Source organism: Lelliottia sp. GFLA7 (assembly GCF_056490165.1).
Map to the genome: position 1 here is coordinate 156,526 of NZ_JBWLAQ010000005.1, position 24,669 is coordinate 181,194.

The 24,669-nt window shown below is 51.3% G+C and carries 25 protein-coding genes; 13 read left to right on the forward strand and 12 right to left on the reverse strand.

The features are described from left to right. Positions 1 to 102 precede the first annotated feature (102 nt). The 10 genes from AC07RN_RS15740 (at position 103) to AC07RN_RS15785 (ending at position 12,144) form a co-directional block, all read left to right on the forward strand. Positions 103 to 576, forward strand: a complete 474-nt coding sequence (locus AC07RN_RS15740) for a PAAR domain-containing protein (RefSeq protein ID WP_478336782.1) — start codon at positions 103 to 105, stop codon at positions 574 to 576. Further along, a complete protein-coding gene (locus AC07RN_RS15745) occupies positions 576 to 1,994 on the forward strand; it encodes a PAAR domain-containing protein (protein ID WP_478336783.1) in 1,419 nt (472 codons plus the stop codon). Before AC07RN_RS15740 ends, AC07RN_RS15745 begins: the two co-directional genes overlap by 1 nt. Next, positions 1,984 to 2,400, forward strand: a complete 417-nt coding sequence (locus tag AC07RN_RS15750; RefSeq protein WP_478336784.1) for a hypothetical protein — start codon at positions 1,984 to 1,986, stop codon at positions 2,398 to 2,400. Before AC07RN_RS15745 ends, AC07RN_RS15750 begins: the two co-directional genes overlap by 11 nt. 572 nt (positions 2,401 to 2,972) lie before the next feature. Continuing rightward, entirely contained in the window at positions 2,973 to 3,476 is a 504-nt protein-coding gene (locus tag AC07RN_RS15755) for a hypothetical protein (RefSeq protein WP_478336785.1), read from the forward strand. A 1,146-nt stretch (positions 3,477 to 4,622) separates the two neighbouring features. Beyond that, positions 4,623 to 5,561, forward strand: a complete 939-nt coding sequence (gene tdcA, locus AC07RN_RS15760) for a transcriptional regulator TdcA (protein WP_235134121.1) — start codon at positions 4,623 to 4,625, stop codon at positions 5,559 to 5,561. A 98-nt stretch (positions 5,562 to 5,659) separates the two neighbouring features. After that, positions 5,660 to 6,649 (forward strand): bifunctional threonine ammonia-lyase/L-serine ammonia-lyase TdcB, encoded by a 990-nt coding sequence (gene tdcB, locus AC07RN_RS15765; RefSeq protein WP_015960548.1) that lies wholly within the window; start codon positions 5,660 to 5,662, stop codon positions 6,647 to 6,649. A gap of 13 nt (positions 6,650 to 6,662) precedes the next feature. After that, the gene (tdcC, locus tag AC07RN_RS15770) at positions 6,663 to 7,994 is read left to right on the forward strand and encodes a threonine/serine transporter TdcC (protein ID WP_478336786.1); all 1,332 of its coding nucleotides are present in this window, start codon (positions 6,663 to 6,665) and stop codon (positions 7,992 to 7,994) included. Positions 7,995 to 8,024: 30 nt separating this feature from the next. Further along, the gene (gene tdcD / locus AC07RN_RS15775; RefSeq protein ID WP_478336787.1) at positions 8,025 to 9,233 is read left to right on the forward strand and encodes a propionate kinase; all 1,209 of its coding nucleotides are present in this window, start codon (positions 8,025 to 8,027) and stop codon (positions 9,231 to 9,233) included. 15 nt (positions 9,234 to 9,248) lie between these two features. Continuing rightward, positions 9,249 to 11,543 (forward strand): formate C-acetyltransferase, encoded by a 2,295-nt coding sequence (gene pflB / locus AC07RN_RS15780; RefSeq protein WP_478336788.1) that lies wholly within the window; start codon positions 9,249 to 9,251, stop codon positions 11,541 to 11,543. A 190-nt stretch (positions 11,544 to 11,733) separates the two neighbouring features. Further along, entirely contained in the window at positions 11,734 to 12,144 is a 411-nt protein-coding gene (locus AC07RN_RS15785; protein WP_015960544.1) for a Spy/CpxP family protein refolding chaperone, read from the forward strand. A gap of 46 nt (positions 12,145 to 12,190) precedes the next feature. On the opposite strand, the gene AC07RN_RS15790 is transcribed toward AC07RN_RS15785, so the two are convergent. Beyond that, positions 12,191 to 12,892 (reverse strand): pirin family protein, encoded by a 702-nt coding sequence (locus tag AC07RN_RS15790; protein ID WP_015960543.1) that lies wholly within the window; start codon positions 12,890 to 12,892, stop codon positions 12,191 to 12,193. A 104-nt stretch (positions 12,893 to 12,996) separates the two neighbouring features. Between AC07RN_RS15790 and AC07RN_RS15795 the strand changes: the two genes are divergently transcribed. Then, positions 12,997 to 13,893 (forward strand): LysR family transcriptional regulator, encoded by an 897-nt coding sequence (locus AC07RN_RS15795; protein WP_015960542.1) that lies wholly within the window; start codon positions 12,997 to 12,999, stop codon positions 13,891 to 13,893. A gap of 37 nt (positions 13,894 to 13,930) precedes the next feature. On the opposite strand, the gene AC07RN_RS15800 is transcribed toward AC07RN_RS15795, so the two are convergent. The 11 genes from AC07RN_RS15800 to AC07RN_RS15850 form a co-directional block, all read right to left on the reverse strand. Continuing rightward, on the reverse strand, positions 13,931 to 14,296 hold the full coding sequence (locus tag AC07RN_RS15800; protein ID WP_202666223.1) for a DUF805 domain-containing protein: 366 nt from the start codon (positions 14,294 to 14,296) through the stop codon (positions 13,931 to 13,933). Positions 14,297 to 14,415: 119 nt separating this feature from the next. Beyond that, positions 14,416 to 15,402, reverse strand: a complete 987-nt coding sequence (locus tag AC07RN_RS15805; protein WP_478336789.1) for a glutathione S-transferase family protein — start codon at positions 15,400 to 15,402, stop codon at positions 14,416 to 14,418. 68 nt (positions 15,403 to 15,470) lie between these two features. Continuing rightward, positions 15,471 to 15,863, reverse strand: coding sequence for a DoxX family protein (locus AC07RN_RS15810; protein WP_015960539.1), 393 nt, complete (start codon positions 15,861 to 15,863; stop codon positions 15,471 to 15,473). 249 nt (positions 15,864 to 16,112) lie between these two features. Continuing rightward, the gene (locus AC07RN_RS15815) at positions 16,113 to 16,409 is read right to left on the reverse strand and encodes a YqjK-like family protein (RefSeq protein ID WP_449545190.1); all 297 of its coding nucleotides are present in this window, start codon (positions 16,407 to 16,409) and stop codon (positions 16,113 to 16,115) included. Further along, on the reverse strand, positions 16,406 to 16,804 hold the full coding sequence (locus AC07RN_RS15820; RefSeq protein WP_015960537.1) for a phage holin family protein: 399 nt from the start codon (positions 16,802 to 16,804) through the stop codon (positions 16,406 to 16,408). The genes AC07RN_RS15815 and AC07RN_RS15820 overlap by 4 nt, the downstream gene beginning before the upstream one ends. A gap of 2 nt (positions 16,805 to 16,806) precedes the next feature. Further along, on the reverse strand, positions 16,807 to 17,112 hold the full coding sequence (locus tag AC07RN_RS15825; protein ID WP_478336790.1) for an ElaB/YgaM/YqjD family protein: 306 nt from the start codon (positions 17,110 to 17,112) through the stop codon (positions 16,807 to 16,809). Positions 17,113 to 17,141: 29 nt separating this feature from the next. Next, positions 17,142 to 17,510, reverse strand: coding sequence for a DUF1090 domain-containing protein (locus AC07RN_RS15830; RefSeq protein WP_015960535.1), 369 nt, complete (start codon positions 17,508 to 17,510; stop codon positions 17,142 to 17,144). 153 nt (positions 17,511 to 17,663) lie between these two features. After that, positions 17,664 to 18,047 carry an EnvZ/OmpR regulon moderator MzrA gene (gene mzrA / locus AC07RN_RS15835; protein ID WP_015960534.1) on the reverse strand — a complete coding sequence of 128 codons (384 nt, stop codon included), beginning with the start codon at positions 18,045 to 18,047 and terminating at the stop codon, positions 17,664 to 17,666. Position 18,048: 1 nt separating this feature from the next. After that, positions 18,049 to 18,711 carry a DedA family general envelope maintenance protein YqjA gene (gene yqjA, locus AC07RN_RS15840; protein ID WP_015960533.1) on the reverse strand — a complete coding sequence of 221 codons (663 nt, stop codon included), beginning with the start codon at positions 18,709 to 18,711 and terminating at the stop codon, positions 18,049 to 18,051. Positions 18,712 to 19,059: 348 nt separating this feature from the next. Then, positions 19,060 to 19,836 (reverse strand): transcriptional regulator ExuR, encoded by a 777-nt coding sequence (exuR, locus tag AC07RN_RS15845; protein WP_015960532.1) that lies wholly within the window; start codon positions 19,834 to 19,836, stop codon positions 19,060 to 19,062. A gap of 128 nt (positions 19,837 to 19,964) precedes the next feature. Beyond that, positions 19,965 to 21,263, reverse strand: a complete 1,299-nt coding sequence (locus tag AC07RN_RS15850) for an MFS transporter (protein WP_041689534.1) — start codon at positions 21,261 to 21,263, stop codon at positions 19,965 to 19,967. 474 nt (positions 21,264 to 21,737) lie between these two features. Here AC07RN_RS15850 and uxaC point away from each other — a divergent pair, with 474 nt between their 5' ends. Then, complete coding sequence (uxaC, locus tag AC07RN_RS15855; protein ID WP_478336791.1) at positions 21,738 to 23,150, forward strand: glucuronate isomerase; 1,413 nt, start codon at positions 21,738 to 21,740, stop codon at positions 23,148 to 23,150. Positions 23,151 to 23,167: 17 nt separating this feature from the next. Continuing rightward, entirely contained in the window at positions 23,168 to 24,655 is a 1,488-nt protein-coding gene (locus AC07RN_RS15860) for a UxaA family hydrolase (RefSeq protein ID WP_015960529.1), read from the forward strand. Positions 24,656 to 24,669: the final 14 nt, after the last annotated feature.

Consider the following 24,669-nt stretch of genomic DNA (forward strand, 5'->3'; position numbering starts at 1 on the left):
GTTACGGAAAATAATTTCACTTAAGTGAAATGCCTATTGTTAGCGCGGTTATTGTATTTAAAATGACCATTGTGATTATTTCCATAGCAAGTAGAGGGACTTATGAAACAGTACACCAACGAGATCACACCTGAAATTCGTGAAATCCAATCACAACCGCCATACGACGAGGAGCTTTTGTCACTCTGCGACGACAAAACCCGAAAAGAGCTTGAAGAAATAAACGCACAGTATTTAAGCCGCCCTTTAGCTCACATTTTCCGGTTTGCAGTCGTTGGGAGTTTGACCCGTTGCGGGGGAGTTATTCGCCATGCTTCAGGCGGTGCTACCACAGGAGGGTTACAAGTTGCTCGGGTTGGCGACAAGGTTGTATATGCTGATGGCAGCGAGGCAACCATTATTTCCGGTGCTGGCAAGGGCCGAGTCATGCAAGGCGCATCCGCGGCACTCGTTGGCAGCATGCTTGATAATGGCGATGAAATAATTTCTACCCCACAATCATGCAGCAAACTGGTTTTTCGTGAAGGCCGCGAACTCCCGGAAGGATTCCTGACCATGCCAGGGAGTAAGCACTGATGGGGGTTAAGGGATATTATTTATTCAGGGGAGATAAAACTCGATGTGGTGGCGTTATCACTGAAGGATGGAGCGACCACCAGCATTTTGACAGAGATATGTCCTGCGAAGGGCATAAAGTAACGTGTGGCAAACACCCCGGGCTTTACCGTATCTGTGGTGGGCTTGATGATGACATACACGGCAAAAGGATTGCCGGAACACTGCACAGTTATAGCTCCTGCCCCTGTAAATCCAAATTCCTCAATTCAAACTGGGATGATAATTATGAACTTGGCGGAGAAGCAACAGTAACGCACACCGATCTATCCCACCTTGTTGAGATGCCAGTACTACCAGGGCCGATTGAGTCAGAACCAGAACAACATGCCCAGACAGCGAAGAAGAAAACAGGCATCGACGCAGGTTTTGCCATTATCCCCTACGGCGGCACAACAGAAGCATGGCAGCGTCTGCTATTCACTGAAAACCCACCAGCAGGAGCCAAAGAGCTATTTGCTACGCTGAACGGCCCAGACGAAAGATATAGAGCCGGTTCTATCATGCTGGTGGTTGACCCTGATAAGCAGGACAGCGAGCAGATTGCCCACATGCAGGCAGCGAAAGAACGAGTTGATGCAGCGTTAGCGCCGCTCTCCATGAAGCAGGCTAACTTCCTCTTCAAGCACAAAGACACGATTGAAATGTTCGCCGCCGCTGCAAGTATGGCGAGCGATACTTATGGCTATTCAGGGCAAGCGACCGAGGCCGCGAAGGGGTATTTCGAACAGGTGGAGAAAATTCTCGTTGAGATCGAGAAGACTTACAAAAATCAGTACCTCACCAGCGGCACGCTGATCGGTGAACAGTTTTTCGTTGAGCGCCGTCGTTTGTTCGGTCAACTCGATAGCGTGCTGAAGATGTTCATGAAGCATCGTTTCATGTTCAGCGAGTACGCAGACCTGAAAAGCGCCCTTGGCCTCTCCAGCCGTTCAATAACCCATCGCTGGAATGAAACAGGCGTTAGCGATATCGAAGGTTACGCAACCCATATCGAAAAGCTGGCGAAGTACGTCAAGTGGATGGAAACAGCCGGGAAGACTGGCATTGGCCTGTCTGCCTTTGATACCGCTGCAAAAATCACGGAAGCTTGCACCGTCGGAAGGGATTGCGCCAAAACCTCGTTTACTTCCATAGGGGAGTTTTCCGGTAGCCTGATCGGCGGTGCGATAGCTGGAAAAATTGCGGGTACAGCCGCAGCAAATACCGTCTGTGCGATAGTGCTTGGCGCTGCAACTATAGAAGCCGCAGGTGCCGGAGCATTACTTTGCACGCTTGGCGTAAATGGCGCTATTGCATATGGGAGCGATAAAGCCACATCCGCGTTCGGTGGCTTCGTTGGTGAATCGCTATATGAGGTTACAAGCAATGACCATTGATGACCTACTCAGCGCCAAGGCAACAGTAATTATTGGTGCACTTGCTTTCGGCTGCGGTATAGCCAGTATCATAGCCTCAGTTCTGAACAGAGGTAGATTTAAAGAGATCTGCATCCTGTACAAAGAAAGATACGGTAGTTTGCCTGATGCTGTATTGCTGTTCGAGAACGTCAACACGCTTTATGTCAAAGTGGCATACAGCACAAAAGTGAGTTTTATATACATGCCGCTGTTGTGGAATAAAAGCTCAATACTGACCAAAAACGATGACAAGGACTTTATACGTGGGCTACCAAAACGGCTTATTGGCCCGTTCTACGTGGAGATATACTTGGCGGTTGTCAGTCTGTCGTTTTTTATCATTGGTGTGTTACAAATGTTAGCAATTAGGCATGGCTGGGTGTGAAAAGTGCTTCACTCGGTGGGTTTGCTCTGTAGCACAAACTGCGATACAGTCTGCGACACATGACAACCCCAGCGCCGCAGATGCCTGACGTATGGTTGAACGAAGCCGCCTTATCGGTCAGCTCCACCTCTTATTAAACCCCGCTTCGGCGGGTTTTTTGCTTTTCAGGTTCAAAGGCAGGACAGTCCACGACACTACACCCAAAAGAAAGCGGCTTATCGACTTGGTTCATCTCTTATAAGAGATTGCTTTGTGCTTTTTTTTAGGTCAATGTGACCCGCAAATTTCCGTTCACATCAACCTAAAATTCATATGGGGGAATGCATTCAGTTGATGCCTCATGAAGTTGTGAATTTAAATGCTTTCAAATGTCATCGTTCAAGCTTTTGATTAAATACGACTAACCAGAACGAAATAAAGTACGCCATTCAAATATGCAATGCGGGCAGAATTCTGATTTTTTAACCTCCTCTTTAATTCACTTGTATGTTGTTACATTATGGCTTCGTGGTTTCAAATTATTTCGTAGAGAGGAGATTGATAAATGGAATTTGATAGTCTTTTAAAAGGTCGTGCTACGGAAACATATAAATTACCAGTGGAATTACTTGCGGGGGGTTTGTTGGATTGAGGTTGGAGATGATCCTAATATCGTTGACAAAATAGCGTTTGAAGTGAGAGCGTTGGACTGGAGCGGTCCAGAAATCATTGATAGAAATTTCACTGTGACAAGTCCACTCGAGAAAACCTCATTTGGATTTGTGAGTCTCCAGCTTCGTACAGCGGCAAAAAAGCTTGGTATTGATGCGAACCAACTGAATTCTCAACAATTAAGACATTTGGCTAACTGTATTGAGCAAGATGTCTATAACATTAACCTTGTTGCCAGCCACCTTCGCCAACTCGCTAATTACGATCATTTACCCATTAATTTAAGCATCGATGATGCCAGAATCATCGGGTCTCGCTACAATCGTGGTGTAAAGCCGACTCAGGAAGAAATTAAACGCAATTCTCGCTACGGAGATTTTATCATTAATCACTGGAAGTTATTTACTAAATTAGTTTGGGCATAAGATGAAAAATATTTTTAGAATTATATTCTTTGTTTTGTACTTAAGCGGTATTTTTATTTTATTTGTTTTGTCAGGTGATAAGTATTCATTCATGTACGAAATGGATAATTCTGTACCTGCGGGCGCTATAAAAAATAACTCACAAAATGGAGTGATTGTTTCAGCTGTTATTTTGTTATTATTATTGATAATTCAAATGATATATTTTATTCGTGAAACGAATAAATATATAAAGATGACTTCTTTGCTGCTAGCCAGCATGGCTGTTTTCATATTCTTAATGAGGTTATGAATTGACTTGTCGTGGCGGCTAACCTATAGGCCCTATAGGTGAAAAGTCAGAACGACTGATGCTTCGTGTAGGTTACGTTATGGGGAGGAGGTTCTCGCAGAAATGATCAGATTCAATGCCAAATAGCATCATGTTATGAACTGGCTAGACTCTGGAATGCTTAACTTATCGATCAGTGGCAGTGCTCACAAGTCTCTACTTCGTTCCGGCGTTTTTTTGCTCTCTCGTTCTGGAAAGTCACCATAGGCCATCAGGATGAATTGTCATATTTGCGACATTAAGCACATTTCACTGTTTTTCATTCAAATTCCGCCCTATCGGACAAGTTGACGATCTCAATCACAAAATTACGCGCTGGAAAATGGCGATTTCTTGGTGTTGGATTGATGTTAATTTTGTATCTTGTATGTATCTGACTTTTTTCTTATTCATTAATGATATTTTCAGATTCAATACATTTGCCATGTGAATGTGTGATGGGTTCTACTCTTTTGACTTATCAAAACATAATTTTATAATTTTATTTGATAAATCATAAAAATGTTTAATCAGAAAAAAGATTAATTATTAATCTTTAATTGCCTGAAATATAGCCTTTATTGCTGGGGGTTAATTTCACCTAATACATCTTGGTTATCCCCATAAAATAAAATTATCTCCCGCAATTTAGTTGATCAATATCAGGCAATAGAACGGTTTATTTAATTTCAACTTATTGATAAATATGGTTTTAAATTGATTTTTTGGTGTGTTTGAACGAGGCTGAAAAGTAATTTGTGAGTAACAGCACATCCCTCATTCATCATTAGTGGGTACAATTAAGCATCGGGATACGGAAATAAGAGCAGAATATAATGAACACTATTATTCTACCGAAAACGCAACACCTCGTTGTATTTCAGGAAGTCATTAAAAGTGGATCTATTGGTTCTGCCGCCCGTCAACTCGGTCTTACGCAGCCAGCAGTCAGCAAAATTATCAACGATGTCGAATCTTACTTTGGCGTTGAACTGATTGTGCGCAAAAACACGGGCGTGAAGCTCACCAGCGCCGGGCAAACGCTGCTGGCTTACTCTGAATCCATTACCCGCGAAATGAAGAACATGGTCAGCGAGATGAACAGCCTGAGCTTCAGCACCGTTATTGACGTGTCGTTCGGTTATCCGTCGTTAATCGGTTTTACTTTCCTCTCCAGCATGCTCAAAAAATTCAAAGAAGTGTTCCCGAAAGCGCGAGTGTCGATGTTTGAAGCGCAGCTCTCGTCATTTTTGCCCGCGATTCGCGACGGGCGACTGGATTTTGCTATCGGAACACTCAGTGACGAAATGCTCCTGCAGGACCTGCACGTTGAGCCGCTGTTTGAATCCGAGTTTGTGCTGGTCGCCAGTCGTTCACGAACGTGCACCGGCACGACAACCCTGGCATCGCTCACGAACGAGCAGTGGGTGATGCCGCAAACCGATATGGGCTACTACAAAGAATTACTCACTACCCTTCAGAATAACCACATCAGCATCGAAAACATCGTTCAGACCGATTCCGTTGTCACTATTTATAACCTGGTGCTTAACGCTGATTATCTCACCGTTATTCCTCGTGACATGATCGCTCCCTTTGGCTCAGATCAATTTATCGTGCTCCCTGTGGAAGAAAAATTACCTGTCGCACGCTATGCGGCAGTATGGTCAAAAAATTATCGTATTAAAAAATCCGCTTCGGTATTAGTGGAGTTAGCGAAGCAATATTCTGCGCAAAACAGTGAAAGGCGAAAGCAATTTGTCATAACAGAATAACTCACTCAGCTTTTTAGTTTTTAACTATCCGGCGGTTTTTTATAAGCGTCGACACCCAGGCTTTGCTTAAAATATCATATTATTATAAAGAGGATTATATGCACATTACTTACGATCTTCCGGTGACGATTGAAGACATACAAGCTGCTCGTAAACGACTGGCAGGCAAAATATATAAAACAGGAATGCCACGTTCTAATTATCTTAGTGAGCGTTGCAAAGGTGAAATATTCCTGAAATTTGAAAATATGCAGCGTACAGGTTCATTTAAAATTCGCGGTGCATTTAACAAATTAAGCTCGCTAACTGAGGCGGAACGACGTAAAGGCGTGGTGGCCTGTTCAGCAGGAAACCATGCTCAGGGTGTATCTCTTTCCTGCGCTATGCTGGGTATCGACGGCAAAGTGGTGATGCCGATGGGCGCGCCGAAATCCAAAGTGGCCGCAACGCGTGACTACTCGGCCGAAGTGATCATGCATGGCGACAACTTCAACGACACCATCGCGAAAGTCAGTGAAATCGTGGAGCTGGAAGGGCGTATTTTTATTCCACCTTACGACGATGCGTTAGTCATTGCCGGGCAAGGAACGATTGGTCTGGAAATTCTCGAAGATCTGTACGACGTGGATAACGTGATTGTGCCTATTGGCGGCGGTGGTTTAATTGCCGGTATTGCTACCGCAATAAAATCCATTAACCCGACAATTAATATTATCGGTGTGCAATCCGAAAATGTTCATGGGATGGCGGCGTCATATTATGCCGGTGAAATAACCAACCATCGAACGACAAGCACCTTAGCCGACGGTTGTGATGTTTCTCGCCCAGGGAAATTAACGTTTGAAATTGTGCGTGAATTAGTCGATGACATTGTTCTGGTGAGCGAAGACGATATTCGTAACAGCATGGTAGCACTTATTCAACGAAATAAAGTCGTGACCGAAGGCGCGGGTGCGCTGGCGACCGCTGCATTATTAAGTGGAAAATTGGATCATTATATTCAGGGACGGAAAACAGTCAGTATTATTTCCGGTGGTAATATCGATCTTTCACGTGTTTCCCAAATTACCGGTCTCGTCGACGCATAAATAAGGACAGATTATGAGCAATACTGAAAGCATTATTGTCAGTCAGACAAAAACAACGTCCTGGCGGAAATCAGATACGACCTGGACGCTGGGGTTGTTTGGTACGGCCATCGGCGCAGGTGTTTTATTCTTCCCTATTCGCGCCGGTTTTGGCGGCCTGATCCCCATCTTACTGATGCTGGTATTGGCATACCCAATCGCCTTTTATTGCCACCGTGCACTGGCGCGCTTGTGCCTGTCCGGCAGCAATCCGTCGGGCAATATCACCGAGACGGTAGAAGAGCATTTCGGTAAAACCGGCGGTGTGGTGATCACCTTCCTTTATTTCTTTGCCATTTGCCCGCTGCTGTGGATTTACGGCGTCACCATTACGAACACCTTTATGACTTTCTGGGAAAACCAGCTCCAGATGCCTGCGCTGAACCGTGGCTTTGTGGCCCTGTTCCTGTTGCTGCTGATGGCATTTGTTATCTGGTTTGGTAAAGACCTGATGGTCAAGGTGATGAGTTTCCTGGTGTTCCCGTTTATTGCCAGCTTGATTCTGATTTCCCTGTCGTTGATCCCTTACTGGAACTCGGCGGTGATCGACCAGGTCAGCATGAGCGATCTCTCCTTCACCGGGCATGACGGCATTCTGGTCACCGTCTGGCTGGGCATTTCCATCATGGTCTTCTCCTTTAACTTCTCACCCATCGTCTCCTCTTTTGTGGTCTCGAAACGTGAAGAGTACGAAGGTGAATTTGGTAAAGAATTTACCGAGCAGAAATGTTCCAAAATCATCGGCCGCGCCAGCATGCTGATGGTCGCTGTGGTCATGTTCTTCGCCTTTAGCTGCCTGTTTACGCTCTCTCCGCAAAACATGGCAGAGGCCAAAGCGCAGAACATACCGGTGCTTTCTTACCTGGCGAACCACTTCGCTACCATGACTGGCACCAAATCGACATTCGCCACCGTGCTGGAATACGGCGCGTCGATCATCGCGCTGGTCGCCATTTTCAAATCCTTCTTCGGTCACTATCTGGGCACGCTGGAGGGACTGAACGGCCTGGTGCTGAAGTTCGGCTATAAAGGCGATAAGAAGAAAGTCTCCGTCGGCAAACTGAACACCATCAGCATGATCTTCATCATGGGTTCGACCTGGGTTGTGGCTTACGCCAACCCGAACATTCTCGACCTTATCGAAGCCATGGGCGCGCCGATTATCGCTTCTCTGCTGTGCCTGCTGCCGATGTTCGCCATTCGTAAAGTCCCTGCACTGGCGAAGTTCAGAGGCAGAACCGAGAACCTGTTCGTTACCGCGGTTGGTCTGCTGACCATTCTGAATATCGTTTACAAACTGTTCTGATTTATTGCTCAGGAAGAGCGGAGTAAAGACATGATTGAGTATCCGGTTGTACTGGTTATTAACTGTGGATCGTCTTCTGTGAAGTTTTCGGTGCTCGACGCGGCAAGCTGTGAGGCGCTGATCACCGGCATCGCGGATGGTGTTAACACGGAAAACGCCTTTATATCCGTGAACGGGGGCGAGCCAGCACCGCTGGCTCGCAAGGACTACGAAGGGGCGTTGGCCGCCATCGCCCTGGAACTGGAAGCGCGCGATTTGATGGGCAGCGTGGCCTTAATTGGCCACCGTATCGCTCACGGCGGCAGCGTTTTCAGTGAATCCACCCCGATCACCGATGAGGTCATCGATCAGATTCGTGAGATTTCCCCGCTGGCCCCGCTACACAACTACGCCAACCTCAGCGGTGTGGAAGCGGCAAAGCAGCTATTTCCTGGCGTGCAGCAGGTGGCGGTGTTTGACACCAGCTTCCACCAGACGCTTGCGCCGCAGGCATATTTATACGGCTTGCCGTACCGCTACTTTGAAGAGCTGGGCGTACGTCGTTACGGTTTCCACGGTACGTCCCATCGCTACGTCGCCCAGCAGGCGTATTCCTTGCTGAATATTCCTCAAGACGACAGCGGCCTGGTGATTGCCCATCTTGGCAACGGCGCATCTATTTGCGCGGTGCGTAACGGCGAAAGTGTCGATACCTCTATGGGCATGACGCCGCTGGAAGGCCTGCTGATGGGCACGCGTTGCGGCGATGTGGATTTTGGCGCGATGGCGTGGATCGCTCAACAGACCGGCCAGACCCTGGACGATCTGGAACGCGTGGTGAACAAAGAGTCCGGCCTGCTGGGCATTTCGGGCCTCTCTTCCGATTTGCGTACGCTGGAAAAAGCGTGGCATGACGGGCACGAGCGCGCGCGGCTGGCGATTGAGACGTTTGTGCATCGTATCGCGCGGCATATTGCCGGGCACGCGGCGTCACTGCACCGTTTGGACGGCGTGGTCTTTACCGGCGGCATTGGCGAGAACTCAAAACTGATCCGCCAACTGGTGACGGATCGCCTGAAGGTTTTCGGTATCACATTGGATCCGCTGAAAAATGCCTTACCGGGCAGCGCTGGCGAGCGAATCATCACCACTGATGATTCAGATGTGCCGTGCGCCGTCATCCCCACCAACGAAGAAAAAATGATCGCGCTGGATGCCATTCGTCTTGGAAAGGTCCATCCAGCCGCTGCTTACGCCTGATACAGAGAGAAAATCATGAAGGTTAATATGGATATCAGCGCGACGCCGTACAGCGACGCGTGGGCCGGGTTTCGCACAAATGAATGGCAAAACACGATCGATGTGCGTGATTTTATTCAGCACAACTATACCCCGTACGAAGGCGACGAATCCTTCCTTGCGCAGGCGACGCCTGCTACGACGGCGCTGTGGCATAAAGTGATGGATGGTATTCGACAGGAAAACGCTACACATGCGCCGGTCGATTTCGATTTAAACGTTGCCACCACCATCACCGCTCACGCCCCAGGCTATATCGACAAAAATCTCGAAACCGTCGTGGGTTTGCAGACGGATAAACCGCTGAAGCGCGCACTGCATCCGTACGGCGGGATCAACATGATCCGCAGCTCATTCGAAGCCTACGGACGTGAAATGGATCCGCAGTTCGAATATCTGTTCACGCATCTGCGTAAAACACATAACCAGGGCGTATTTGACGTCTATTCGCCGGATATGATGCGCTGTCGTAAATCGGGTGTGCTCACCGGCTTGCCGGATGGCTACGGTCGCGGACGTATTATTGGTGATTACCGCCGCGTGGCGCTCTACGGCATCAGCTATCTGGTGCGCGAGCGCGAACTGCAGTTTGCCGATCTCCAGTCCAAAATGGAGCGTGGCGACGATCTCGAAGCCACGATCCGCCTGCGTGAAGAGTTGTCAGAGCACCGCCGCGCGCTGCTGCAAATTCAGGAGATGGCGGCGAACTACGGCTTTGATATTTCTCGCCCGGCCATGAACGCGCAGGAAGCGGTGCAGTGGCTGTACTTTGCCTATCTGGCTGCGGTGAAATCGCAGAACGGCGGGGCGATGTCGCTCGGTCGTACGGCGACGTTTATCGATATTTATATTGAGCGCGATATGCAGGCAGGACGCCTGAATGAAATCCAGGCGCAGGAGCTGATCGACCATTTCATCATGAAGATCCGCATGGTGCGTTTCCTGCGTACCCCGGAATTCGACACGCTTTTCTCGGGCGATCCAATTTGGGCGACGGAAGTAATCGGCGGTATGGGGCTGGATGGCCGCACCTTGGTGAGCAAATCGTCGTTCCGCTATCTTCATACGCTGAACACCATGGGGCCTGCGCCGGAGCCGAATCTGACCATCCTGTGGTCAGAAGAGTTGCCGATTGCCTTTAAAAAATACGCGGCGCAAATGTCGATTGCCACCTCATCGTTGCAGTACGAAAACGACGATCTGATGCGCACGGATTTTGACAGCGATGATTACGCCATCGCCTGCTGCGTCAGCCCGATGGTGATTGGCAAGCAGATGCAGTTCTTCGGTGCGCGCGCCAACCTCGCCAAAATCCTGCTGTACGCGATCAACGGCGGTGTGGATGAGAAGCTGAAAATCCAGGTCGGGCCGAAAACCGCGCCGCTGCTGGATGATGTGCTGGATTACGATACCGTGATGGCGAGCCTGGATCACTTTATGGACTGGCTGGCGGTGCAGTACATCAGCGCGCTGAATCTCATTCACTATATGCATGATAAATACAGCTACGAAGCCTCGCTGATGGCGTTGCATGACCGCGACGTGCACCGCACCATGGCCTGCGGGATCGCCGGATTATCCGTCGCTGCCGATTCGCTGTCCGCTATCAAATACGCGACGGTTCAGCCGGTGCGCGACCATACCGGTCTGGCGGTAGATTTCGTTATCACCGGGGAATATCCGCAGTACGGTAATAATGACGACCGCGTGGACAGCATCGCCTGTGACCTGGTTGAGCGCTTTATGAAGAAAATTCAGGCGCTGCCAACCTATCGCAACGCCGTGCCAACCCAATCGATTTTGACCATCACCTCTAACGTGGTGTATGGGCAGAAGACCGGCAACACGCCGGACGGACGCCGCGGCGGCACGCCGTTTGCGCCAGGGGCGAACCCGATGCACGGGCGCGACCGCAAAGGGGCGGTTGCCTCGCTGACGTCAGTGGCGAAGCTGCCGTTCACCTACGCCAAAGACGGGATTTCGTATACGTTCTCCATCGTGCCGCAGGCGCTGGGCAAAGACGAAGGAGTGCGTAAAACCAATCTGGTCGGGCTGTTGGATGGGTATTTCCACCACGAGGCATCCATTGAAGGCGGTCAGCATCTGAACGTTAACGTGATGAACCGCGAAATGCTGATGGATGCGATCGAACATCCAGAGAATTACCCGAACCTGACGATCCGCGTTTCGGGCTATGCAGTGCGCTTTAATGCGCTCACCCGCGAACAGCAGCAAGACGTGATTTCACGTACCTTCACCCAGGCGATTTAACGCCTAACTCGCCAACAAGCCCCCTTCCGGTAAGGGGGCTTTTTTGTGCGTAAGAATTCTCAAGGCGGCGAAAAATACGCCCTCACCGCATTTACATACAAAATTGTTTATATACTTCATCACAGATCGACATCCGTAATTGAAAAATACTTCCCGTGTTTTTTACTGACAGATAATTGAGGATTGTGAGATGAGAAAAATTTTCCGTATCGCGCTGATGGCGGCAACTCTGGCGGGCTTTACTGGTATGGCGCAGGCGGTAGAGGTAGAAACCGCGCCGGAGCCTACGCAGGACCCGATCGTCCAGCAGCTGAAACTCAACAACGATCAGATTGCGAAGATTAAAGCGCTGCACAAGCAGCTGGAAGCCGACGTCTTTAAAATCCCGACGGATAGCGTGAAAAATGGCTCGTTGATTAACGTGATCCAGTCAGGCAAATGGGATGAGAAAGCGGTCAGAGAGCAGCTGGCTGCCTTTAGCCATATTGAAGAGCAGGCGCGGTACTACCGCATGAAATATTACTTCGATGTGAGCCAGATCCTGACCCCGGAACAGCGCGCCGAAGTCCGCTCGCAGTTTGCTCAGGCGATGAGCCGATAAGCTGTCAGTGCTGGCCGGGAACGCTTACGCAAACCCGGCCTTTGACTTATACCGGCAAATCAATCAGCAGCGCGCGCAGCGGCGTGTCGGCAACCAGCGTGATATTCGCTTCATCGCGGATAAACGCGCCGTCACCGCAGGTGAGCGCTTCTTTCTCTTCCGTATGCGTCAGCGCATGTACCGTGCCGTGAATCGACTGCAGATAGGCTCGCGGGCCGTGAAGCTGGAAACTCGCCTGTTCCCCTTTCTTCAGCTCAATATGGTGCAGCCACACCTGCTGGCGCAATTGCAGGCTATCGTGAATGCCATCCGGTGAGGCGATCACTTGCTGCTTGTCGCCGCTCAGATTGATCTTCTGCACGGCCGGATTTTCGCGTTCCGGACAGGCATCAAGCCACAGCTGCATGCGGGTCAGCGTTTTATCTTTGCTGAGGTTATGTTCGCTGTAGCTAATGCCCGGTTGGGTTGAAATCAATAACGCTTCACCCGCTTTCGCCTGGACGTGATTGCCCTCGCTATCGCGATATTCTGCTTCACCTTCGAGGATCAGGTTCAGGATATCCACTTTCGGATACGTACGCGGCTGGAAAGACGCGCCCGGAGCGAGCACTTCCTGATTCAGCACGCGCAGTGAGGCGTAACCGAGCAATTTGGGATCAAAGTAGTGTCCAAAGGAAAAGGTGTAGCGGGCCTGCAGCCAACCAAAATCGGCTTGTCCGCACTGTTTTGCTGTTCTTGTCGTAATCATAAAACTGACCTCTCTTTACACTAAAACAATGGTAAAGGTATGGACGCTTCATTGTTAGCCAGATATTCTGCCCGGTATGTTCAAATTTCCTGAATGAGAACGAGATGGCAAAAGAAAGGGCATTGACGCTTGAGGCGCTTCGCGTGATGGACGCGATCGACAGGCGTGGCAGCTTTGCCGCTGCGGCAGACGAGCTGGGGCGCGTTCCGTCTGCGCTGAGCTACACCATGCAGAAGCTCGAAGAAGAGCTGGACGTGGTGCTATTCGACCGTTCCGGTCACCGAACAAAATTCACCAATGTGGGACGCATGCTGCTGGAGCGCGGGCGCGTTCTGCTGGAAGCGGCCGACAAACTGACGACCGATGCGGAAGCGCTGGCACGCGGCTGGGAAACGCACCTGACGCTGGTCACCGAAGCGCTAGTACCGACCGCCGCGTTATTCCCGCTGGTGGAGCGTCTGGCGAATAAAGCCAATACGCAGCTTTCCGTGATTACCGAAGTGCTGGCGGGCGCGTGGGAGCGTCTTGAAACGGGCAGGGCGGACATTGTGATTGCGCCGGATATGCACTTCCGTTCGTCGTCAGAGATCAATTCGAAAAAACTTTATAGTGTGATGAACGTTTACGTCGCTGCGCCGGATCATCCGATTCATCAGGAGCCAGAACCGCTATCTGAAGTGACCCGCGTGAAGTATCGCGGCGTGGCGGTGGCAGATACCGCGCGAGAACGCCCGGTGTTAACCGTCCAGCTTTTGGATAAACAGCCGCGTCTGACCGTGACGTCGCTGGAGGATAAGCGTCAGGCGCTGTTAGCCGGTTTGGGCGTCGCGACGATGCCGTATCCATTTGTCGAAAAAGATATTGCAGAAGGGCGCTTGCGCGTTGTTAGCCCGGAATACACCAACGAGGTCGATATCATTATGGCCTGGCGCCGCGACAGCATGGGCGAAGCCAAATCGTGGTGTTTACGCGAGATCCCTAAGCTGTTTGCGAACAAATGAGGGTATGCCCGGCAGGCGCAACGCCGCCGGGCAGGAATTATGCGAGACGTTTGGGATCGGGACCAAAACGGTTTTCACCCGGCGTACCGCTCTGACAGCAGAAGACCAGAATCACCAGCCAGCCGATAATCGGGATCAAAATCAGCAGTAACCACCACGCCGAACGGTCGGTGTCATGCAGTCGGCGGAACAGCACCGCCCAGGAGGGCAGAAAGACCAACAGCGCATAAATAGTGGTGAGAATGCCTTCGCCGCCCGCGCGCTCCCAGCCCAGAATCCTGTCGACAATTCCTATCACCATGGCGAGAACGAAGTTCACCAGCATGAACATCCAGTACTCTTTGCGACGGGCGCGGCCGCCAAATCCCACGTAGTTTTTCAGTACTTTTAGATACCAGTCCATTTTTCCCTTCCCTCAATAGCAATTAATCACTTGTTTTTTAAGCGATCAGATTAAGCGTAGACGGGAATAAATGCGTGGTAAAGGGCACGCGATTGGTGCCCTTTGGATGACGGTGTCAATCAACCGAAACGCGTATCGCGGCCGTGGGGTTCATCCAGATCCTGCCACGGGCCAATGGAGATAATGCCCGTCGGATTGATGGTTTTATGACTACGATAGTAGTGGGTGCGGATGTGACCAAAATCGACGGTTTCGGCGATACCGTCCATCTGATAAATATCACGCAGGAAACCGTAAAGATTCAGGTAATCGCTGATGCGGTGTTTATCGCATTTAAAGTGGGTGACATACACCGGATCGAAGCGCACCAGCGTCGTCCACAGGCGGATATCGGCTTCTGTCAGCGTATCGCCCGTCAGATAGCGATGCTGTCCAAGGATCTGCTCCAGCCGCTCGAGCGATTCAAACACTTTTGCGACCGCGTCGTCGTAGGCTTCCTGGCTGGTGGCAAATCCGGCTTTATAGACGCCGTTATTCACGTTGTCGTAAATCCAGCTGTTCAACTCGTCGATTTTATCGCGCAGTGCCGGCGGGTAGAAATCACCGGCGCGGGCACCGTGCGCGTCAAACGCGGTATTGAACATGCGGATGATCTCCGCGGATTCATTGCTGACGATGGTTTGATTTTTTTTGTCCCACAGTACGGGAACGGTGACGCGTCCGGTGTAGTGCGGATCGGCGCGCAGATAGAGCTGATACAGAAAGTCGTGGTGATACAGGTCATCGCCGGTGGCGGCCGGGAAATCACGGTCAAAGGTCCAGCCATTTTCCAGCATCAGCGGGTTCACCACCGAAACAGGAATTAGCGCGTCCAGCCCCTTTAATTTACGCACCATCAGCGTGCGGTGCGCCCACGGACAGGCCAGCGACACATAAAGATGATAGCGATCTTTTTCCGCCGCATAGCCGCCTTCGCCCGTTGGACCCGGTGCGCCATCGGCAGTGAGCCAGTTACGGAAAGCCGAAACAGAACGCTTAAAGCGTCCCCCAGTGGATTTGGTGTCATACCAGATGTCCTGCCAGACGCCGTCAACAAGTTGTCCCATTTTTTCCTCCTGTATAAAAAACAAAAGCGAGGAGATGTCTCCTCGCTTTTTTATTCAGTATAGCGTGCTTACCACTTTTTATTCAGAACACGGTCGATGCTGAATGCGCCTGGGCCGGTGATAGCCAGCAGCAGGAAGCCGCCTGCGATGGTCAGGTTTTTCATGAACATCAGAGAGTTCATGCCTTCCGCAAAGTTGCTGTGGAAGATAAACGCGGTCAGCAGCGTGAAGCCCGCAGTGAACAGTGCCGTGGTGCGAGTCAGGAAGCCGAACAGAATCGCCAGACCGCCGCCAAACTCAAGCAAAATGGTCAGTGGCAACAAGAACCCTGGGACACCCATCGCTTCCATGTATTGTTGCGTGCCTGCATAACCGGTGATTTTGCCCCAGCCTGCGGTGATGAACAGAATTGGCATCAAAATACGTGCGACCAGAATACCAACATCTTCTAATTTTTTCATTTTACTCTCCAGGGAACCACAATGGCTGCTGATTATTATTTGTGTGCAAATCCGGGGGGATACCGCGTGTTTGCTGTCGATGGAGAGGATAATAAACGTGACGAATGACAATTGTTAGCAAGGAAAACTGTCAATCTTCTTCAAAGATATTGAGTAAGGGAGTGTGCACTTATGTGCTCACCGCATCCCTCCTCACGGGGAGAGGCGCAAAAACAAAAAACGGTAACCTGCGTTACCGTTTTGCTTTTACTATCGCAACTGCTGTTGCCGGAGTGTGGCCTTCACCAGACGCCAGGCGCTCCACGCACCAAAGCCACGTCTGGCCCAGCGCACGAGCATGCTGGGATGACGAACAGACCAGATCGCCATCACGCTGCTTCCGACCAATACCCATGAGCGCATGCTAAGAAGCGTGCTCCAGCCACGATCGTACGACCGCGTCACTTCCAGCCAGTCACGGCGACAGGCGGTCAGATCCAGCCGTTGCTGCTGGATCTGACTCAACAGATACGCTTTGCGCTTCTGACGTTCAGTTGTGCTGCTCACGGCTTGTCATCCTCCAGCAGCGTGCGGTCATTGGCCAACTCCTGACGGGTATGGCGCAGCAGCGTAGAGGTGCGCGCCTTATGCATCGTCCAGATCCCGCCTATCAGCGCAGCCACCAATAGCACGACAGTTGTCGCAATCATCGCGTTAAGCCGATACTGCGGGTCGATGGCCCAAATGATCAACACCATCAGGCTCATCAGACCAAACGCGGCGAACAGCATGGTGAGTCCCAGCATGAGCAGCATCTGGAAGAGATTGGCTTTCTCCTCTTCCAGTTCCACCACCGCCAGGCGAACTCGCGTTTCGGCAATGCCGACCAGCGTCGTTAATATGCGCTGGCCGATGCCGAGGACGTTTTTTGCAGGCCCCTGTGCGTGACGAGGATCTTCCATAATCAGCGACGCGTCAGCAGAACGCCCAGGACTACACCCACGGCAGCACCGATGCCTACGCCTGCCCACGGATTATCGCGCACATATTCGTCCGCACGAGCCGCTGCTTCGCGAGTCTGTTTTGCCAGCGCATCACCGGTTTCACCCAGGCGATAGCGGCTGTCTTTCAGCGCGCTTTCCGCTTTGCTGCGCAGTTTGCTCAGCTCTTCTTTCGATTTATCGGTCGAAGAGTTCAGCACCTCTTCCAGGGTATCGGCCAGGGACTTCAACTCAGCGCGCAGGTGTTCTGAAGTAGTATCTTTAGACATGATTTTCTCCTGTTGAGATTTCCGTTAACTCAATAATCGCGAGCTTCAAGAGCTTTCAGTTCTTCCTGAGCCTCTTTCAACTTTTCTTCGCGCTTTGCAATCTTATCCGCATCACCTTTCTCTTTCGCCTCTTTCAGGTCGTGACGGCGTTCAGCAATCTCTTCCTTTTGTTCAGCGATTTTCTTCTGGTGATCGGCACGCAGCTTGCTGTCCGAACAGTTGGCTTTCACTTCACTTAACGCTTTTTTCAGGCCATCAATGCGGTTCTGATTGTTATGCTTTTCGGCATAACTGATCTCACGCTGAATGTCCTGTTCTTTCTCCTGACAGAGAGAGTTTGCAAAGGAAGCTGTACTCAAAGAAAAAAGGGCCAAAGCCAGGGTGATGCGGTATTTCATTATAGAAACCTTCCATTGTGTTACGGCATTTTAAAGAGAATGCCGCGGTCCAGTATCATGCGGAGAACATCTGAGGGGTGCTCCGCGTACTTAAGCATAGTAAGTAAACGGGGGAATCACCAAAGTGAGTGAAAAGATTCAGAATATAGGAAATTAACCAAACCGATGCGATGTGTCACGCAGTCGCGTTAACCACACCGCTGTCTGGCTTTGATCGTCCTGCAGCGCAATGATGTAGCCGCGCGGCAGGGAGCGGTCGAGAACAACCTTCGCTGCGGCGCTTTGCGCGCTGGAATCAAACTTAATCAGCAAAACGTCATCCTGCGGCGTGATGCTTTTAAACTGAATGCCGTTCGCATCCAGATGATGCCAGATATAAAAACCGTCAGGGACGCTAGCCCCTTGGCTCACCGGGCGAATCGCCAGGGTGGATTCCTGGCGCTGAAGTGCGGTCCAGACCAGAATCAACGCGCTGAGGAGCACCAACGCGATCAACCCATAAGACAAGCGGCGCAGAGCCAGTGGCGAAATAACCATGTTAGCTCCGAGCCCCGTATTTCTTTTTCAACAACACGTATACCGAGCCGAGCAGACCAAAGACCAGCAGCACGACAGGAAGCAGCATCAGGCAGGACATCAACTGGTCTTCGTATTTCAGGAACACCGGCGTTTTGCCCAGCAGATAACCAAGGCTGGTTAAAATCAGCACCCACAGCAAGCCACTCATCCAGTTAAAGAACTGGAAGCGTGCGTTGTTCAGGCCAGACAGGCCTGCGATTGTTGGCAGCAATGTACGAACAAAAGCGATGAACCGGGCAATCAGCAGGGCCGAAAGACCATGCTTATGGAACAAGTGGTGCGCTCGCTGGTGGTAATGGGCTGGAAGATGAGAAAGCCAGTTCTGTACGATACGCGTATTGCCCAGCCATCGTCCCTGGATATAACTCACCCAGCATCCGAGGCTGGCGGCGATAGTCAGCAGGAGAACGGTTTGCGGGAATTCCATTGCGCCTTTCGCGCACAAAACACCCACCAACACCAGTAAGCTGTCGCCAGGGAGAAACGCAGCGGGAAGCAGTCCGTTCTCAAGGAACAGAATCATAAACAAGACGAAATAGAGCATGCCAATCATGGAGGGATTGGCCAGGGTTTCGAAATCCTGGGCCCATAAGGCATTCAGTAATTGGGTCAAAAGTTCCATTCAGTGTTCCTGGAGATCGGTTAACGTCTCGCCTGTTATCCGGGTCAAACAGCACAGCGACATCGTTTATAATTTCATTATGGTCGCCCGCGGACACATTGTGATGGCCAGAACTGTTCCCTGTAAAATGGCTAGGTAAGCAAGCACTAACTAAAAAATGCAATTTGCATCCAATTGTAACAAAGCCCAACGTACTGCGTCAGATAATTTGCGCTCGGCTGGATAAATGATTTTGGCTTAACAAACGGAAGGGAAGCGAGGCTTTTTACACAGGCTGACACTATATTTGTTTTACTTACCCCTGCATGCCGGAAGGCGCATCGGTGCGCCTGCCAGCGAAAAGCGTTTCTATTTTGCCTGACTGGATGCTGTATCGAGGTGAACGACGGGATTATCAGCAAAAAGATAGCGGTCTGCATTGAATTCGAAGTCGTCACTGGTTTCGTTGAACAGCATCAGTTTTGTGTTCTCGAGATGCTGCCACATCGCCAGTTTTGCCGCGTGCGGATCTTTACGAATCAGCGCTTTAAGAATTTGGTCATGATCGTCGCACCAGTTATCCACGGTACGCAAATCGATGTGATCGTGCAGTTTCTTCCAGTACGGGTTATGAACGCGCTGAGTCCACATTTTTTCGACGATTGCCGCCAGAGCCGTATTTTGCGTCGCCAGTGCTACCTGAACGTGGAATTGGAGGTCCCATTCTGAATCGCGGAAGCATTTTTCCTTGCGCGCATTGTCCTGGATTTCCATCAATTTCATGATGTCCTGCTTGGTCACCTGCGTCGCCGCAAACTCCGCGATATTGCTTTCGATAAGCTGTCGCGCCTGGAGCAGCTCAAACGGACCATAGCTGGCAAATTCCAGGCTTTCGTCTGGAACAGGAGAGTGTTTCGGCAGATTGGAAATCACATGAATGCCGGAGCCTTTGCGTACTTCGACGTAACCTTCGACTTCGAGCATGATAATGGCTTCACGAACCACGGTGCGGCTGACGCTCTTTTCATCAGCAATAAAGCGTTCAGCCGGGAGCTTATCACCCACCAAATAGACGCCTTGCTCGATGCGGCTTTTCAGCTCGGCAGCAAGTTGCTGATACAAACGACGGGGTTCAGTGATTTCCATATGCGCTCCAGGCAAGGTACGACGGATGATTTGTTATACCACTTTTGCGAGCCAGTCTCCAGATTTCCCCCTGTTTCGCCATAAAAAAAGCCGCCCGGAGGCGGCTTTAATCAATATTGTGAACTGGGCTAACTTTGTGCGGCGGGCCCGCCCACCGAGCTGTTTTGTAGCTCCTCGGCAGACTGGTTTTTCAACACCGTCCAGATAACGACAGCCCCCATCAAATCGAAGATAGCCAGCACTGCGAACAGCGGGCTGAAGCCGATGGTATCCGCCAGCGCACCGACGACCAGGGCAAACATAGTACTCGCGGTCCAGGCTGCCATCCCGGTCAGGCCGTTGGCAGTTGCCACTTCGTTACGTCCAAAGACGTCAGAAGAGAGGGTAATCAGTGCGCCAGACAGGGACTGGTGAGCAAAGCCACCAATACACAGCAGACCAATCGCGACGTATGGGCTGGTAAAGAGACCGATCATGCCCGGGCCAATCATCAGCAGTGCGCCCATGGTGACCACCATTTTACGGGAAACAATCAGGTTCACACCAAACCAGCGCTGGAACAGCGGCGGCAGATAACCCCCGACGATACAGCCCAGGTCAGCGAACAGCATTGGCATCCAGGCGAACATCGCGATCTCTTTCAGGTTAAAGCCGTAGACTTTAAACATGAACAGCGGGATCCAGGCGTTGAACGTTCCCCAGGCCGGTTCTGCCAGGAAACGTGGCAGGGCGATACCCCAGAACTGACGGGTGCCCAGGATCTGCCATGGCGTCATTTTTTTACCATTGTTGGTCTGATGCTGAGACTCCTGACCACTAATGATGTATTCGCGTTCTTCGTCAGACAGTTTCTTCTGATCGCGCGGGTGTTTGTAGAAAATCAGCCACGCCATTGCCCAGGCAAAGCTCAGGACGCCAGAGATGATGAACGCCAACTGCCAGCTGTGCATCACGATAGCCCATACCACAAGTGGAGGAGCAATCATGGCGCCGATAGAAGAACCGACGTTGAAGTAACCCACGGCGATGGAGCGCTCTTTAGCCGGGAACCATTCGGAGCTGGCTTTCAGGCCTGCAGGGATCATTGCAGCTTCAGCCGCACCGACCGCACCACGTGCCAACGCCAGTCCACCCCAGCTTCCTGCCAGTGCGGTTGCACCACAGAAAATCGCCCAGGTTACGGCGAAGAAGGCGTAACCCACTTTGGTGCCGAGAACATCCAGAAGGTAGCCCGCAACAGGCTGCATGATGGTATAAGCCGCGGAGTAGGCCGCGATAATGTATGAGTATTGCTGCGTGGAGATATGCAGCTCTTCCATTAGCGTTGGCGCAGCCGCCGCTATGGTGTTACGCGTCAGGTAACCCAGCACGGTGCCGAGCGTCACCAGTGCAATCATGTACCAACGTAACCCTTTAATTTTACGCATGTAAAACCTCATCGTTATAGTATTGCCGCGCCGGAGCGCGGTAACATCTCGACCGTTTCCGGGAGCTGTCTTGTAACGGGAGGGCGTAACGGGGAGTGACTCCCGGAACGGCCCGAACCTTGCCATAAGTAATCGTGCATAAGTCGGTATCCGTACCGCTAATTCCGATGTTGAAACACCGGTAATGCATTCCGTCGGCTTATATGTTGCGACGGCGAAAAGATAACTTGTCATACAACTTTAAAAGGTGAGTGACATCACAAAAGCGTGAATCTTAGTGTGGTCATTATTTTCACGATATGAAGCCAGTGCTGGCGCGGCTTGCGTTGAGGTTTGCTCCTTTGGGGGTAATTATTTTGTCGACGTTTATTGATCTAACTCACGAAAAAAACTTCTGCCGCTGGAAATTGGTGTGATAACTTTGCAACATCTGAACATAAGTTTCTGACGCTCTCGTTATAGAGGAAGATGATAATGACGCCGTTTATGACCGAAGATTTCCTATTAGATACCGAATTTGCTCGCCGTCTGTACCACGACTACGCAAAAGACCAGCCGATTTTCGACTACCACTGCCATTTACCGCCGCAGCAGGTTGCCGAAAATTATCGCTTCAAAAACCTGTATGACATCTGGCTGAAGGGTGACCACTATAAATGGCGTGCGATGCGCACCAACGGTGTGGCTGAGCGCCTGTGTACCGGTGATGCGACTGACCGCGAGAAGTTTGATGCGTGGGCGGCAACCGTGCCACACACCATCGGTAACCCGCTGTATCACTGGACGCATCTGGAACTGCGACGTCCATTCGCTATCACCGGCAAACTGCTGTCGCCAACCACTGCCGACGAAATCTGGAACCAGTGTGGCGATCTGCTGGCGCAGGATAATTTCTCTGCACGCGGCATCATGAAGCAGATGAATGTGAAGATGGTCGGTACCACTGACGATCCGATTGATTCTCTTGAGCACCACGCGGTCGTCGCGAAAGACAGCTCGTTCGATATCAAAGTGCTGCCAAGCTGGCGCCCGGATAAAGCCTTCAACATCGAGCAGGCGACGTTCAGCGACTATATGGCGAAACTGGCCGAAGTATCAGATACCGATATCCGTCGTTTCACCGATCTACAATCCGCACTGACCAAACGTCTGGACCACTTTGCTGCCCACGGCTGTAAAGTGTCTGACCACGCGCTGGACGTGGTGCTTTTCGCTGAGTCAAACGAAGCAGAACTGGATAGCATCCTGGCTCGTCGTCTGTCCGGTGAAAGTCTAAGCGAACACGAAGTGGCGCAGTTCAAAACCGCCGTGCTGGTCTTCCTGGGCGCAGAATACGCGCGTCGCGGCTGGGTTCAGCAGTATCACATCGGTGCGCTGCGCAACAATAACCAGCGTCAGTTCAAACTGCTGGGCGCAGACGTCGGCTTTGACTCCATCAACGACCGTCCGCTGGCGGAAGAGCTGTCAAAACTGCTGAGCAAACAGAACGAACAAAACCTGCTGCCGAAAACCATTCTGTACTGCCTGAACCCACGTGACAACGAAGTGCTGGGCACCATGATCGGTAACTTCCAGGGCGAAGGCATGCCAGGCAAGATGCAGTTCGGTTCCGGCTGGTGGTTCAACGATCAGAAAGACGGCATGGAACGTCAGATGACGCAGTTGGCACAGTTAGGTCTGTTAAGCCGCTTTGTCGGCATGCTGACCGACAGCCGCAGCTTCCTGTCTTATACGCGCCATGAATATTTCCGCCGCATTCTGTGCCAGATGATTGGCCGCTGGGTGGCAGCAGGCGAAGCGCCCGCTGACATTCAACTGCTGGGTGAAATGGTGAAAAACATCTGCTTTAACAATGCGCGCGACTACTTCGCCATTGAACTGAACTAAGGCCGTTTGAGGTTGATATGCAATACATCAAGATCCATTCGCTGGATAACGTAGGCGTAGCACTGGCAGATTTGGCCGAAGGTACGCAAGTCACTTTCGACACGCTTTCGGTCACGTTACGTCAGGCAATTGGCCGTGGACATAAGTTTGCCCTGATCCCCATTGCGAAAGGGGAAAACGTGGTGAAATACGGTTTGCCCATCGGCCATGCGCTGGCGGACATTGCGCCGGGTGAATACATTCACTCTCACAATACCCGCACCAATCTCAGCGATCTGGACGAGTACAGCTATCAACCTGATTTTCAGGCCGACGTTGGGCAGGCGGCAGATCGCGACGTTGAGATCTATCGCCGCGCCAGTGGGGAAGTGGGGATCCGCAATGAACTGTGGATCCTTCCTACCGTCGGCTGTGTGAACGGGATCGCGCGTCAAATTCAGACGCGTTTTCTGAAAGAAACCAACGATGCCGAAGGCACCGACGGGGTATTCCTGTTTAGCCACACCTACGGCTGCTCTCAGCTAGGCGACGACCACATCAACACCCGTACCATGCTGCAAAACATGGTGCGCCACCCCAATGCGGGTGCGGTGCTGGTGATTGGCCTCGGCTGTGAGAACAACCAGGTCGATGCCTTCCGTGAAACGCTGGGTGATTTTGACCCTGACCGCGTCCACTTTATGGTGTGTCAGCATCAGGATGACGAAGTGGAAGCGGGGCTTGAGCAACTGCACCAGTTATATGACGTGATGCGTCACGACAAACGTGAGCCGGGCAAACTGAGCGAGCTGAAGTTTGGTCTGGAGTGCGGCGGTTCCGATGGCCTTTCCGGCATTACTGCTAACCCGATGCTGGGACAATTCTCTGACTATATGATCAGCAACGGCGGCACGACCGTGCTGACCGAAGTGCCAGAAATGTTCGGCGCTGAACGCATTCTCATGAGCCATTGTCGCGATGAAGAGACGTTCGAAAAAACCGTCACGATGGTGAACGACTTCAAACAGTATTTCATCGCGCACAATCAGCCGATTTACGAAAACCCATCGCCGGGTAACAAAGCGGGCGGGATCACCACGCTCGAAGAGAAATCTCTTGGCTGCACGCAGAAAGCGGGTGCAAGCCAGGTGGTAGACGTGCTGCGTTATGGCGAACGTTTGAAAACTCACGGTCTGAATTTGTTAAGCGCACCGGGCAATGACGCCGTCGCTACCAGTGCTCTGGCGGGCGCTGGCTGTCATATGGTGCTGTTCAGCACTGGTCGCGGTACGCCTTACGGCGGTTTTGTCCCGACGGTAAAAATTGCCACCAACAGCGAACTGGCTGCCAAGAAAAAGCACTGGATCGACTTTGATGCCGGTCAGCTGATTCACGGCAAAGCGATGCCGCAACTGCTGAATGAATTCATCGATACCATCGTGGATTTTGCCAACGGCAAGCAGACCTGTAACGAGAAGAATGATTTCCGCGAACTGGCGATCTTCAAAAGCGGTGTCACGCTGTAGTACCGCGCGGTCTG